General features: G+C 68.7%; 13 protein-coding genes and 1 riboswitch. Of the genes, 10 read left to right on the top strand and 3 right to left on the bottom strand.

The genetic code is table 11. The features are described 5' to 3' along the window. Positions 1-57: 57 nt before the first annotated feature. Entirely contained in the window at positions 58-819 is a 762-nt protein-coding gene (tpiA, locus tag MKK65_RS30855; RefSeq protein WP_243961999.1) for a triose-phosphate isomerase, read from the top strand. Between the two features lie 169 nt (positions 820-988). Next, positions 989-1,900 carry a polyphosphate kinase 2 gene (gene ppk2 / locus MKK65_RS30850; RefSeq protein ID WP_243961997.1) on the top strand — a complete coding sequence of 304 codons (912 nt, stop codon included), beginning with the start codon at positions 989-991 and terminating at the stop codon, positions 1,898-1,900. A gap of 116 nt (positions 1,901-2,016) precedes the next feature. Here the strand turns inward: ppk2 and MKK65_RS30845 are convergent, their stop codons facing one another. Next, entirely contained in the window at positions 2,017-2,487 is a 471-nt protein-coding gene (locus MKK65_RS30845; RefSeq protein ID WP_243961995.1) for a nuclear transport factor 2 family protein, read from the bottom strand. A gap of 261 nt (positions 2,488-2,748) precedes the next feature. Here MKK65_RS30845 and secG point away from each other — a divergent pair, with 261 nt between their 5' ends. The 4 genes from secG (at position 2,749) to MKK65_RS30825 (ending at position 7,235) form a co-directional block, all read left to right on the top strand. Further along, positions 2,749-3,162, top strand: coding sequence for a preprotein translocase subunit SecG (gene secG, locus MKK65_RS30840; RefSeq protein ID WP_243961994.1), 414 nt, complete (start codon positions 2,749-2,751; stop codon positions 3,160-3,162). Between the two features lie 333 nt (positions 3,163-3,495). Next, a complete protein-coding gene (locus MKK65_RS30835) occupies positions 3,496-5,124 on the top strand; it encodes a CTP synthase (protein WP_058192697.1) in 1,629 nt (542 codons plus the stop codon). 66 nt (positions 5,125-5,190) lie between these two features. Then, the gene (locus MKK65_RS30830) at positions 5,191-5,643 is read left to right on the top strand and encodes a DNA polymerase III subunit chi (RefSeq protein WP_007561502.1); all 453 of its coding nucleotides are present in this window, start codon (positions 5,191-5,193) and stop codon (positions 5,641-5,643) included. Positions 5,644-5,645: 2 nt separating this feature from the next. Then, positions 5,646-7,235 (top strand): S10 family peptidase, encoded by a 1,590-nt coding sequence (locus tag MKK65_RS30825; protein ID WP_243962067.1) that lies wholly within the window; start codon positions 5,646-5,648, stop codon positions 7,233-7,235. A 3-nt stretch (positions 7,236-7,238) separates the two neighbouring features. On the opposite strand, the gene MKK65_RS30820 is transcribed toward MKK65_RS30825, so the two are convergent. Together MKK65_RS30820 and MKK65_RS30815 are read right to left on the bottom strand one after the other, a co-directional pair. Next, entirely contained in the window at positions 7,239-8,594 is a 1,356-nt protein-coding gene (locus tag MKK65_RS30820; RefSeq protein ID WP_243961992.1) for a discoidin domain-containing protein, read from the bottom strand. Between the two features lie 164 nt (positions 8,595-8,758). After that, complete coding sequence (locus MKK65_RS30815; RefSeq protein ID WP_243961990.1) at positions 8,759-9,793, bottom strand: DUF4424 family protein; 1,035 nt, start codon at positions 9,791-9,793, stop codon at positions 8,759-8,761. Between the two features lie 225 nt (positions 9,794-10,018). Further along, a riboswitch (cobalamin riboswitch) is annotated at positions 10,019-10,213 on the top strand. Positions 10,214-10,246: 33 nt separating this feature from the next. Here MKK65_RS30815 and MKK65_RS30810 point away from each other — a divergent pair. The 4 genes from MKK65_RS30810 to cobW are packed head-to-tail and all read left to right on the top strand — an operon-like array spanning position 10,247 to position 12,602. Next, complete coding sequence (locus MKK65_RS30810; protein ID WP_243961989.1) at positions 10,247-10,429, top strand: CbtB domain-containing protein; 183 nt, start codon at positions 10,247-10,249, stop codon at positions 10,427-10,429. A gap of 16 nt (positions 10,430-10,445) precedes the next feature. Further along, positions 10,446-11,180: a CbtA family protein gene (locus MKK65_RS30805; protein ID WP_243961988.1), complete on the top strand. Its 735-nt coding sequence runs from the start codon at positions 10,446-10,448 to the stop codon at positions 11,178-11,180. Further along, complete coding sequence (locus tag MKK65_RS30800; protein ID WP_243961987.1) at positions 11,173-11,571, top strand: DUF1636 domain-containing protein; 399 nt, start codon at positions 11,173-11,175, stop codon at positions 11,569-11,571. The genes MKK65_RS30805 and MKK65_RS30800 overlap by 8 nt, the downstream gene beginning before the upstream one ends. Next, the gene (cobW, locus tag MKK65_RS30795) at positions 11,568-12,602 is read left to right on the top strand and encodes a cobalamin biosynthesis protein CobW (protein ID WP_243961986.1); all 1,035 of its coding nucleotides are present in this window, start codon (positions 11,568-11,570) and stop codon (positions 12,600-12,602) included. The genes MKK65_RS30800 and cobW overlap by 4 nt, the downstream gene beginning before the upstream one ends. Positions 12,603-12,657: the final 55 nt, after the last annotated feature.

The raw sequence follows: 12,657 nt of genomic DNA, 5'->3' as shown, positions 1-12,657 counted from the left end.
TAGGCCCCGCCGACCCCGGAAAACCGAGGCGGCGCAGGGGTGAGGCGAGGGCTAGGGATGACGCAGACGGGGCGGAAGCCGCTGGTCGCCGGCAACTGGAAGATGAACGGGACGCGGGCATCGATCAATGTGGTCGAAGCGATCCGCGACGGTCTCACGCCGGAACTCGCCGCCCGTGTCGACGTGCTGATCTGCCCGCCCGCGACGCTCATCGGCTCCTGCGTGGCGGCGACCGCCGGGTCCCCGATCGCCATCGGCGGGCAGAACCTGCATGCCCGGCCGAGCGGCGCCTTCACGGGATCCATCTCGGCCGAGATGCTGGCCGATCTCGGCGCCAAATACGTGATCGTCGGCCATTCCGAGCGTCGCGCCTACCACCACGAGACCGATGACGGCGTTCACGCCAAGGCGCTCGGCGCCCGCCGCGCCGGCCTGTGCGGGATCATCTGCGTCGGCGAGACCATCGAGGAGCGTGAGCAGGGCCGCGCCCTCGACATCGTCCGCGCCCAGCTCGCCATCGGCCTTCCGAAGGGCGCGACCGCGGCCGACACGGTGATCGCCTATGAGCCGGTCTGGGCGATCGGCTCAGGCCGCACCCCGACGCCCCGCGACATCGCCGAGGTCCACGCCTCGCTGCGGGAAATGCTCGACAAGCTCGTCGGCGACGAGGCCCACCGGATCCGCATCCTTTACGGAGGCTCGGTGAAGCCCAGCAACGCCCGCGAGCTGATGGCGGTGGAGAATGTCGACGGCGCCCTGGTCGGCGGCGCCAGCCTCGTGGCCGAGGACTTTCTGGGGATCTGCGCCGCCTACGCGTGAGCCTGGAAGCATGATCCCGAACGGTGGTTTTCGGCGTCCGGAAAGGGATCATGCCAATCTGGAAAGTCAACGCATGGTCCCGGTTCCGGTACGATGCGCGCGGGCTTCTCGGATCTGTCACACGATCCTGCTTTTAAGGTCGTGACGACATCCGACCAAGAAGCCCGACATGACGATCGACCACGCCTCCGCGGACCCCACGATGGTGGAGATGATCCGCCGCGAAATTCTCGACAGTTACGACGAGGAGATGGAGCTCGGCTTCGAGGACGACCGTCTCGAGAGCCTCGGAGGCCAGACGGAATCCGGACAGGACCGCAGGCATTACTTCCGTGAACTGCTGCGCCTCCAGCACGAGCTGGTCCGGCTGCAGGACTGGGTCCAGCACAACAAGCTGCGGGTCGTCGTCCTGTTCGAGGGACGTGATTCGGCCGGCAAGGGCGGCGCGATCAAGCGGATCACCCAAAGGCTGAACCCGCGTGTCTGCCGCGTCGCCGCCTTGCCCGCCCCGAGCGAGCGCGAGCGCACGCAATGGTACTTCCAACGCTACGTCGCTCACCTGCCCGCCGGCGGCGAGATCGTGCTGTTCGACCGCTCCTGGTACAATCGCGCTGGCGTCGAGCGCGTGATGGGCTTCTGCTCCGAGTCCGACGTGGAGGAGTTCTTCCGCTCCGTGCCGGAGTTCGAGCGCATGCTCGTCCGCTCGGGCATCGTGCTTCTGAAGTACTGGTTCTCGATCACCGATGAGGAGCAGGCCCTGCGCTTCAACATGCGCATCGCCGACCCGCTCAAGCAGTGGAAGCTCTCGCCGATGGATGTCGAGTCCCGCCGACGCTGGGAAGACTACACCCGCGCCAAGGAGGATATGCTGGCGCGCACCCACATCCCCGAGGCGCCCTGGTGGGTGGTCGAGGCGGTGGACAAGAAGCGCGCCCGCCTGAACTGCATCAGCCACCTGCTCGAACAGATCCCCTACCAAGAGGTCGAGCATCCGCATGTCCATCTGCCCGAGCGGGTTCGCCACGCGGATTATATCCGCTCGCCGACCCCGCCGGAGATGCTCGTTCCGTCGCGCTACTGACCGCACTCAGTCCATCGTGTCGGGCATTGGATCCGGCACGATGCGCGCTTTTTTTGACGCGCATCGTCCACTCCGAAAGCCGGTGGCCATATTTGGGGACGAAGCCCTGAAGCGCGTCAGAGCTTGAACGCCTGGCGTGCCATCAACCGCCAGCGAGCGCCGTCGCGGCGCCAGACCTGCAGCACGCCGATATGGACCGGTGCGGTGTTGCCGCCCGAGATGGTCTCGCCCGTAAAGACGTGGCGGACGATGGCATCGTCGCCGATCACCGAGGCCGAGCGATCCGACAGGGTGATGCTCGGGAAGCGCGAACGGCCGCTGGTCAACGCCTCGATGAAGGCGGCCTTGTCCTGCACCACGCCGCTGGAATGGCCGTAGCTCAAGCCGTCGAGGGTGAGCGCGTCCAGGGCGGTGCCATCCGCGGCGAGCAGGGCCTTGGTCAGGTTGTCCACCGCCGCTTCGACGTCGGTGCCCTGGGCGGAGTCGCCCGGTTTGGCTGCGATGGCGGGCCCCGCATGTATCAGGATCGGCGCGGCGGCGGCGATGGCGAACGCGGCGGCAAGCGCCGAACGGCGTGAGATGGTCATGACGGGCCTCCCGGGCGGGCGGCGTGTTCGGTGAGCCACCCTTCCCGCTGACAGAGCACGACGGGCACTCGGGCGCGAGGGCTGTCGGGAACAGCCGGGGGGCGATCGTCAAGTTGGCGGCAGCCGGCGAGTGGTGTATGGCCGGCGCAGATTTGCGACCGGCGCACCAAGTCGAATGCTTGGCACCGGCCGCCCCGCGCCCGCCGCCGGACCGGCCTGTCAGGACCGACGCGCGAAGCCGAACCAGATTCCGGAACACCGATGCAGACCGTCCTGATCGTCGTCCACCTCATCATCGTCCTGGCGCTGATCGGCGTCGTGCTGCTGCAGCGCTCCGAGGGCGGGCTGGGCCTCGGCGGTGGCGGCGGTGGTGGCGTCGGCGGCTTCATGACCGGCCGCGGCCAGGCCAACGCGCTGACGCGCGCGACCGCGATCCTGGCCGCCCTGTTCTTCGCCACAAGCATGCTGCTCGCCGTGATGTCGCACCGCTCGGCGGCGCCGAAGTCGATCCTCGACACTGGCGCGTCGACGCCCGCCGGCCAGCCGGCCAAGCAGCCGGCCAAGCAGCCGACCGGGGCCGACAATCTGCTCGACACCCTGCGCCAGCAGCAGGACCGGGCGCCCGCGACCGCTCCGGCCCAGCCGGCCGTGCCCGAAGCGCCGCAGTCGCGCTGACGCACCGCGCGCCCCATTCGGGCGCGCACAGCTGAAACGGATGCCGGATTCATTCCCGAACGGCGGTCGCCGACGTTCGGAACAGGGCGACGCGAATTTAAGATTCGGCGCAGATGCTGCATCAGGCATCCAGGGTCTGCGCTGGACGCGCGTGACATCGGGGCCGGGGGCAGCAAGAGGACGGGCGGCGGATGCGTGCAGGGCCGACGAGTCGGCTTGGCTCCGGTCCATCCTGGCAGGCCGTTCTTCGCGCCCGCCCGATCCCCAGACATTTCATCGCCGGCAGGCTTGCCGTTTGGCAAATGCCAACGCCTTCTTTATGGACCGAGGCCCATGACGCGGTACGTTTTCATCACCGGCGGCGTGGTTTCCTCTCTCGGTAAGGGACTCGCGTCCGCGGCGCTCGCCGCCGTGCTCCAGGCACGGGGCTATCGGGTCCGGATGCGCAAGCTCGACCCCTACCTGAACGTCGATCCGGGCACGATGAGCCCGACTCAGCACGGCGAGGTCTTCGTCACCGACGACGGGGCCGAGACCGATCTGGATCTCGGCCATTATGAGCGCTTCACCGGCGTGCCGGCGAGCCGGGCCGACAACATCACCACCGGCAGGATCTACCAGGACATCATCGCCAAGGAGCGGCGGGGCGACTATCTCGGCGCCACGATCCAGGTGATCCCGCACGTCACCAACGCGATCAAGGACTTCGTCCTCGACGGCAACGACACGTTCGACTTCGTCCTCGTCGAGATCGGCGGCACGGTCGGCGACATCGAGGGGCTGCCGTTCTTCGAGGCGATCCGCCAGCTCGGCCAGGAACTGCCCCGGGGCACCTGTGCCTACGTCCACCTGACGCTGCTGCCCTACATCCCGTCGGCGGGCGAGCTGAAGACCAAGCCGACGCAGCACTCCGTGAAGGAGCTGCGCTCCATCGGCATCCAGCCCGACATCCTGCTCTGCCGCTGCGACCGGCCGATCCCCGTCGAGGAGCGGCGCAAGCTCGCCCTGTTCTGCAACGTCCGCGAGACCGCGGTGATCGAGGCGCTCGACGTCGCCTCGATCTACGAGGTGCCGCTCTCCTACCGGAAGGCGGGACTCGATCGGGAGGTGCTCGGCCATTTCGGCCTGGAGCACGGCGAGGAGCCGGATCTCGGCCGCTGGACCACCATCTCCGACCGGGTGCGCAATCCCGAGGGCGAGGTCTCCATCGCCATCGTGGGCAAGTACACGGGCCTGAAGGACGCCTACAAGTCGCTGACCGAGGCGCTGATCCACGGCGGCATCAGCCATCGGGTCAAGGTCAACCTCGAATGGATCGAGGCCGAGGTGTTCGAGCGCGAGGACCCTGCGCCGTTCCTCGAAGGTCTGAACGGCATCCTGGTGCCCGGCGGCTTCGGGCAGCGCGGCGCCGAGGGCAAGATCCGCGCGGCCCGGTATGCCCGCGAGAAGCGCATCCCGTATCTCGGCATCTGCTTCGGCATGCAGATGGCGGTGATCGAAGCCGCGCGCTCGCTGGCCGGCGTCCCGGACGCCAACTCCACCGAGTTCGGCGAGACCTCGGAGCCGGTGGTCGGCCTGCTCACCGAGTGGCTGCGCGGCAACGAGCTGGAGCGGCGCGCCGCGGTCGGCGATCTCGGCGGCACGATGCGGCTCGGTGCCTACGATGCGCAGCTCGACCCCGATTCGAAGATCGCCCAGATCTACGGCTCGGACCGGATCTCCGAGCGCCATCGCCACCGCTACGAGGTCAACATGGCCTATCGCGAGCGCCTGGAGGCCAAGGGCCTGCGCTTCTCCGGGCTCTCGCCGGACGGGCTCCTGCCCGAGACGGTGGAGCATGTCGGGCACCCGTGGTTCATCGGCGTGCAGTTCCACCCGGAGCTGAAGTCGCGCCCGTTCGAGCCGCATCCGCTGTTCAAGGGGTTCGTCGGCGCGGCGATCGAGCAGAGCCGGCTGGTCTAAGGCAGGCGAGGCGCGGCGGCGCGCCGCTGCTCGCGTGGCGGGTCTGAACCCTATATCGGTCGGATCGTGACCGAGATCCTGTTCTACCATATGCAGCGCCAGCCGCTGGAGAAGGTGCTGCCGAACCTCGTCGAGCGCTCGCTCGGCCGGGGCTGGCAGGCCGCGATCCAGGCGGCCACCGAGGAGCGGCTGCAGGCCCTCGACGACCACCTCTGGACCTATTCCGACGAAAGCTTCCTGCCGCACGGCACCGACCGGGATCCCGATGCGGCCGGCCAGCCGGTGGTGCTGACCCTGCGCGACGTGAACCCCAACACCGCCTCGATCCGGTTCCTGGTCGAGGGCGCCGACTTGCCGCCCGACGCAGAGAGCTACGAGCGGATCTGCATCCTGTTCGACGGGACCGACCAGGACGCCCTGCTGCGCGCCCGCGAGCAGTGGCGCCAGGCCAAGGAGGCGGGTCATGCCGTCGCCTACTGGCAGCAGGACGATTCGGGCCGCTGGAACAAGAAGGCTTGATCGTGCTCCTCAACAAGCGTCTCGCGCGCCTCGCGCTCGGCTTCACCCTGGCGACGGCGCCGTTGCCGCTCTACGCGCAGGACGCCCACCATGCGGGGCCGCAGGCTGAGGCGAAGCCGGCACCGCGGGGCCCGGAAGGCCGTCGCCTGCCGCCGGACTCCACGACCCGCCAGAGCATCAAGTTCCCCGACGGGCGCAGCCTCGACTTCACCGCCACGGCCGGCAGCTTGCCCCTCGTCGACGAGGCCGGGAAGCTCCAGGCCGAGATCGCCTATGTCGCCTACACCATGGCCCCGGAGGCCGGGCGCGCACGACCTGTCACCTTCGCGATCAACGGAGGTCCGGGCGCGGCCTCGGCCTACCTAAATATCGGCGCGATCGGCCCCTGGCGATTGCCCACCGGCGGCACCAGCATCAGTCCGTCCCAAGCGGTGGCGCTGACGCCGAACGACGGCACCTGGCTCGACTTCACCGACCTCGTCTTCATCGATCCAGTCGGCACCGGCTACAGCCGCGCCAGCGACGGCAACGGCAAGACCTACTGGAGCATCGACAGCGATGCTTCGACGCTCGCCGCCGTCATCGCGCGCTACCTGCGGGTCAACGAGCGGATGGCGAGCCCGAAATTCTTCGTCGGCGAGAGCTATGGCGGCTTCCGAGGGCCGCTGATCACCGAGAAGCTGCAGGAAGAGATCGGGATCGGACTCTCCGGGATGGTGCTGCTCTCGCCCGTCCTGGACTTCGGCTGGCTCGAGACCCCGCGGGCGAACCCGTGGGGCTACGTGCTGAAGCTGCCCTCCCTGGCCGCCGGTGCGCTGGAGCGGGCCGGCACCATCCCGACCCCGGCGCTGCTCAGCGAGGCTGAGGCCTACGCGGCCGGTCCGTATCTGAGCGACCTGCTCAAGGGTCCGAGCGATACGGGCGCCGTCGCCCGGATAACCGACAAGGTCGCGCCGCTCACCGGGTTCGATCCGGCTTTCGTCCGCGCCCAGGCCGGGCGCCTCTCCACCCGCAGCATCCAGCGGGAGGTCGACCGCACGGAAGGCCGCGTCACCAGCGCCTACGACACCGGCATCACGGGTTGGGACCCGAATCCGGACGCTGCGCAGGCGAGCTTTGAGGATCCGCAGCTCACGGCGCTCCAGGCTCCGCTGACCAGCGCGATGATCGACCTCTACGCGCGCACGCTGAAATGGCCTGTGCCGAACCTGCGTTACGAGTTGCTGAGCAACGCGGTGAACCGCGGTTGGAGCTGGGGCTCGGGCCGGCAGGCGCCGGAGGTGCTCTCGAACCTCAAGGGTGCCCTCGCGCTGGACGGACACCTGCGGGTGCTGGTAGCCCACGGCTTCACCGATCTCGTCACGCCGTACTACGCCTCGAAACTGCTGCTGGCGCAGGTCCCGGCCTACGGCGCCGGTCGGCTAAGCCTTGCGGTCTATCCCGGGGGGCACATGTTCTATTCCCGCGACGATTCCCGGGCCGCCTTCAGGCGCGATGTCCAGAACCTCTATCAGGACGCCCTGAAGGCGCGCGAGGCCGGCTCTGCGCATCCGGCCGGAGCGCCGGCCGAGCGCCTCAAGGACATGCCCTGAGCGTCAGGCGTCGTCGAAGGCCAGCGCCTCGGCCGGGTAATCGATCATCATGCGGCGCTGAGCATCGGTGTTCTGCCACTCGCCGACCTTCATGTAGCGGCCCTCGATGTCCCGGACCTCCACCAGCTTGCGGATAGTCTCGATGCCCTGGAAAGCCTGCGGCCAATTGGACGCGAAGTAGAACACCTGCTCGACCGTGTCCGACAGGTGGCAGATCGCCGGGCCGAAGGTGCCCAGGCCGAAGACAAGGTAGCGCCCCCCCACCAGGGCCGCGACATCGGCCACGAGCGACTCGCTCTGTATCTCCACGGGCAGGCCGAGACCTTTCGCATAGGCCTCAACCTCGGCGATCACCGGGTTCAGCCGGTTTTCGAAGACCAGCTTCACCGACCGGATCCGACCCTCGCTGTGCAGCCGGTCGATGACCATGCGGTAAAAGGCGAAGGGCGGCTGCGGATAGTGCGGATCGACCCAGGTGCTGAAGATGTCGCCCGATCGGATATGGATCAGGAGCTGGTCGTCGGGCTTCTTCGGGAAGGTCGCGGGCAGCCCGTTGAATAGCGGGCGGATGATCTCCTGGATGATCGCCTGCGAGTCCGGCGGCGTATGGAGTCCCACGAGCCGCTGGAACTGCGTCGGATCGAAATAAAGACCGGAGAGGAAGTAGCCGTCCGCCGGCAGGTCCGCGTCCGGCGGAATGAAGGTGATGCCGTCGCGGGTGAGCCGCTCGGTCAGGAAGATCACCTTGCTGCGGTCGACCTTCGGAACCTTGATGTATTTCAGGTTCAGTGCCTTCGCCACCGAGATCGCGATGATGTACTGGACGAGGCAATTGCCGAACGCACCGTTCTCGAACAGCGACAGGCCGACGAGGGTGCGGCTGACCCGATCGGGCCCGCTCTCGAGGCTGTAGGCGATGTAACGGTTGGCCCCCGGCTTCTCGTTGAGGAGCGTCACGTCGAGGTCGAGCGTCGCCCGCAGCGCGATCAGGTCGATCGCCGCCGCCTCGGACCAAACCCGCGCCGCGACGACGGGGGCGGTCTTCGACACCGCGACGCGAACCAGCCTCGCCCAGGCGCGCTCGTCAGCCTCTATCACCGCCGTGCCGGTATTCGCCGCAACCCGCCTCGACGTGATGCCGGGCTCCGTCCAGGCAGTGCCGTCCTGTGAGAACTGGATCGCGTGGTCGGCTGCCGGCGTCCCGGCCTCGGCCAGGGCCACGGTGACGGAATGGACGGGGAAGCGGCCGGCGAGATCGATCTCCAGCCACGTCGTGCCGTCGATCACCACAGCCTGCGACGGGCGGGCGGCGGCGAGTTCGACGAGGCCAAGATTCGAAGCGTCTGCCGGGGCCATCATGTCTCCGGGGCGGATATGGGCCGGTCGCGCCGGGGACACGGCCGAACGGTGCACCCGGCGGTGCCCGCATCGGGACGGGCCCGTCAAGCCTGGGCGCGTCGGCCGCTGCGCGGATCAGCTCCGGAAAGGAGCCCGGCCGTTTGCCGCCGATGCAAAACGGCGCCTCAATCGACCGTCCCGATCTTCAGGAACAGGACATCGATATCGCGTTGGGGCACGTGGTCCTTCAGGATCGACTCGAAGGTTGTGGGGCCGATCTTCTTCACGTTGGGCGCGCAGAACGAGACCAGGGTCGCCGAATCGCCCTTGTCTACGATCAGCCTGAACGTCCCGATCGGCCCGGCCCCTTTGTCGCTGGCGGCAATCACGTAGGAAAGGTTCTGCTCATAGGCCTGGAACGCGCGGCTGCCGTCGGCGCTCGCCCGGCGGTAAAGGGCTTGGGCCGCTTTCTCGAACGCGGGATCCGTGCAGTACCGGTTCGCGTACTGAGCCTTCCGCGGCGGATCCAGGTCCGGGGAGCCGTAGGACAGGCTGGATTGCCCACTCAGGCTTGGCACGTAGCTCTGCCGGACCGCGATCTCCCGGCCGGCCGGGAAAACCTGCCGCCGCCAGAACGTCGATGTGAGTCTCCAGAGCGGCACATCCGCGAGCGTGCCGTCCTTGTGCTCCTGCCGCACCAAGATGCCGTCGGCAATCAGGGCCAAACGCCGGGTCTCGCCGAGGCGGCGCAAGGCCTCCTCCGTCGCCTCGACGGTCGGCACCAGCGGAATGGACAGGGCTCTCAGCCGATCGGTGATGTCGATCGGCGTCTTTCCATTCCGGAGTGAGAAGGCGCGTTGCTCGACCTGCGAGGCCACAGGCTGGCCATCGATCGCGGTAGCGAGCTTGAGGAAATTGTCATGCGCCGGATCAGGGATTGAGGCGAGCCGCTCGGGATCCCCGGTGATGTCGGGCATCGGGAATGCGATGGTCGTCTCGACATCCGTGTCGGTCAGATTGCGGAGCCGGTAGTCGATCCGCACGGCTTTCTCCGACAGGTATAGATCCTCGGAGACCAAAGCGATTTTGTCGGTCTTCTCCAGAACGAGGCCGCCGGCCGCGAGCGCGACAACGCTGTCATCGGCCCGGGCAGGTAAGGACGCAGCCGCCAGGACTGCCAGGACCGGCGACAAGACCAGCGACAAGGTACGCATCGACATCACGCTCTTGTGTTCGGGTAGAATGCTGCAGCCGGGACCGTCATGATGCGGTCGCCACGGCTCGCGCCGCTGAGGGTGCGCCGGGGGGACAATCCCATCTTGGCGTCCCGCTCTCGGAAACGGCCGCCGTCCCGTCGCCGCCACTCGACCTGCATGTCCGCGCCGTTTCCTGAAGGGTCGGAAACGATTCCGCCGCGCCTCCGTTGTGCGAGAGCTGTCATGCGTCTACAACGATGGCGTGACGGTGCCCCGGCGACGGGGTGAAAAGGGAATGCGGTGAGGAACGCAAGTTCCGAATCCGCGGCTGCCCCCGCAACTGTGAGCGGCGAGCGTCTGCCAGTGGCCACCGGAGCGATCCGGGAAGGCGGCAGGCGCGCCGAGCCGCGAGCCAGGAGACCTGCCGTCGCGATAAGATCCCGCAATGCCGCCGGTGGGGCGGCTGGAGACATGTTGATGACCACCTCGACCCTTGCCCCCGTCGCCACCGGCACCCGCTCCGCGGAGCGCCCGGTCGCCGTTGCGCTGGCGGCTTTCCTGGGCCTCGGCCTGCTGTTCATGGCAGGCTTCTCGCCGGCGATCGCGCTGCACAACGCCGCGCACGATTTCCGGCATACCCAGAACTTCCCCTGCCACTGACGCCCCTACCCCAGGGATGATCACCCGGCTTCTGTCGGCGGCTCTGGCCGCCGGCTTCCTCGCGGCCGTCGTCGTGACGGGCCTTGAGTTGACGTTGACCTCGCCGCTCATCGTGGCGGCCGAGCGTTACGAGAATCACGAGACGCATCAGGCCCAGCGCGACCTCCCGATCGTCCTGGCTCATGCCGGACACGATCACGCCGCGCCGGATACCGCACCCGACTGGCAGCCCGGCGAGGGCCTGCCCCGGATGGCGTTCACGGCGTTGGCGACCCTCGTCGGCGCGGTGGGCTATGCCCTGTTGCTCGGTGCGGCGATCCTCGCCTGCGGGCGGGAGCCGACCCGGCAGGTGGGCGTCGCCTTCGCGATCGCGGGCTTCGCTAGCGTCGCCCTCGCCCCGGGACTCGGGTTGCCGCCGGAACTGCCGGGCAGTGAGGCCGCGCCACTGGCCACCCGACAAGCGTGGTGGGTGATGACGGCGGCCGCCACCGGCATGGGCCTGTACCTGATCGCGATCCGGCGCTCGCTGATCGCCATTATGGGCGGGCTCGTGCTGATCATCGCCCCGCACGTGGTTGGCGCGCCGCAGGCACCCGAGGCCGCCTCCGAGCTTCCGGCGGCGCTGGCGGCACAGTTCGCGGCCCGGTCGCTGGCGATCAGCTTCGTCTTCTGGCTGCTGATCGGCCTGGGCTTCGGATGGGCTTGGCAGGCTTTCGCCCGGGGTCCGGCGCGCGGGACGGCCCATGCCTGAGACCGTCCTCTACGTCTGCACCACCTGCCGCCGTCCGGGCGACGACCCGGACGGCCCCCGAGCCGGGGCGCGCCTGCTCGACGCCCTGCGTGCGGGGAACGCGGCGCCGGACCTGCGGATCGAGGGGGTCGAATGCCTGTCGGTGTGCAAGCGGCCGTGCTCGGTGGCGGTCGCCTCCGAAAACCGATGGACCTACGTCTACGGCGACATGGACCCGATCGAGTCCGCCGCGATTATCCTCGGCGGCCTCTCGTCCTACGCGTCCACGCAGGACGGCATCGTGCCGTGGCGGGAGCGGCCCGCCGCCTTCAAGACCGGCGTGATCGCCCGGATCCCGCCCTTACCCGATCCCCGCCCGCTTCCGGCCGGCACCTGGGAGGCTGCGGAATGACCATCGTGACCAAGATCCCCTGCACCATCGTCACCGGCTTCCTCGGCGCCGGGAAGACGACGCTGGTCCGCCACGTGATCGAAAACGCGAAGGGCCGCCGCCTGGCGATCCTGGTGAACGAGTTCGGCGATGTCGGCTTCGATAAGTCGTTCCTGGCCGCCTGCGGTGTCGAGGGCTGCACCGAGGATGCCATCGTCGAGCTGCCGAACGGCTGCATCTGCTGCACCGTGGCAGACGATTTCGTGCCGGCGCTGGAGACGCTGCTCGGCCGCGCCGAGCCGCCGGAGCATATCCTGATCGAGACCTCCGGCCTCGCCCTCCCGAAGCCGCTGGTCCAGGCGTTCCAATGGCCTGCGATCCGCTCGCGGGTCACCGTCGATGGCGTCGTCGCCGTGGTGGACGGACCAGCCGTCGCCGCCGGCGCCTTCGCGGAGGATCCCGAGGCGCTCGCCGCCCAGCGGGCCGCCGACACGGCGGTCGACCACGACAACCCGCTGGAGGAGGTGTTCGAGGACCAGCTCCTCTGCGCGGACCTCGTGGTGCTCAACAAGTCCGACCTGCTCGATGCCGAGACCCGGGCACGGGTGCGCGCCGAGGTCGAGGGGCACCTGCCCCGCGCCGTGAAGGTGGTCGAGACCGAGAACGGCGCGATCGATCCGCTGGTGCTGCTCGGGCTGGGCGCCGCCGCGGAGGACGACCTCGACGCCCGTCCCTCGCATCATGGCGACGGCGAGGATCACGACCACGACGACTTCGAGACCGTGGCCCTCCCGATCCGTCCGGCCATCACGGCCGGCGACCTGGCGGCCCGGGTCGAAAAAGCCGCCGAAGCTCCCGGCGTCCTGCGCATCAAGGGCTTCGCCGAGGTCGAGGGCAAGGCCATGCGCCTCGTGGTGCAGGGCGTCGGTCGGCGCGTCGTCCACCATTTCGACCGGCCCTGGCGGGCGGGCGAGAGCCGTGACGGGCGCCTCGTGGTGATCGGCTTGAAGGGGTTCGACCAGGGCGCCGTCGCCGCGGCGCTCGCGGGATGACGGAGCTCGCGCGCGCTCCCTCGCTGAGACGCTGCGCGCGCGCCCATTTCGGCGC

Source organism: Methylobacterium sp. J-001 (assembly GCF_022829565.1).
Classification (GTDB): domain Bacteria; phylum Pseudomonadota; class Alphaproteobacteria; order Rhizobiales; family Beijerinckiaceae; genus Methylobacterium.
This window is presented reverse-complemented; position numbering and strand designations above follow the sequence as displayed.

What these genes read in the sequence shown, in the direction of transcription:
- MKK65_RS30835 (WP_058192697.1), top strand. Translation starts at nt 3,496, where the DNA reads ATGACGCGGTACGTTTTCATCACCGGCGGCGTGGTTTCCTCTCTCGGT.
- secG (WP_243961994.1), top strand. Translation starts at nt 2,749, where the DNA reads ATGCAGACCGTCCTGATCGTCGTCCACCTCATCATCGTCCTGGCGCTG.
- MKK65_RS30810 (WP_243961989.1), top strand. Translation starts at nt 10,247, where the DNA reads ATGACCACCTCGACCCTTGCCCCCGTCGCCACCGGCACCCGCTCCGCG.
- cobW (WP_243961986.1), top strand. Translation starts at nt 11,568, where the DNA reads ATGACCATCGTGACCAAGATCCCCTGCACCATCGTCACCGGCTTCCTC.
- MKK65_RS30815 (WP_243961990.1), bottom strand. Translation starts at nt 9,793, where the DNA reads ATGTCGATGCGTACCTTGTCGCTGGTCTTGTCGCCGGTCCTGGCAGTC.
- MKK65_RS30845 (WP_243961995.1), bottom strand. Translation starts at nt 2,487, where the DNA reads ATGACCATCTCACGCCGTTCGGCGCTTGCCGCCGCGTTCGCCATCGCC.
- MKK65_RS30820 (WP_243961992.1), bottom strand. Translation starts at nt 8,594, where the DNA reads ATGATGGCCCCGGCAGACGCTTCGAATCTTGGCCTCGTCGAACTCGCC.
- tpiA (WP_243961999.1), top strand. Translation starts at nt 58, where the DNA reads ATGACGCAGACGGGGCGGAAGCCGCTGGTCGCCGGCAACTGGAAGATG.
- MKK65_RS30805 (WP_243961988.1), top strand. Translation starts at nt 10,446, where the DNA reads ATGATCACCCGGCTTCTGTCGGCGGCTCTGGCCGCCGGCTTCCTCGCG.
- ppk2 (WP_243961997.1), top strand. Translation starts at nt 989, where the DNA reads ATGACGATCGACCACGCCTCCGCGGACCCCACGATGGTGGAGATGATC.
- MKK65_RS30800 (WP_243961987.1), top strand. Translation starts at nt 11,173, where the DNA reads ATGCCTGAGACCGTCCTCTACGTCTGCACCACCTGCCGCCGTCCGGGC.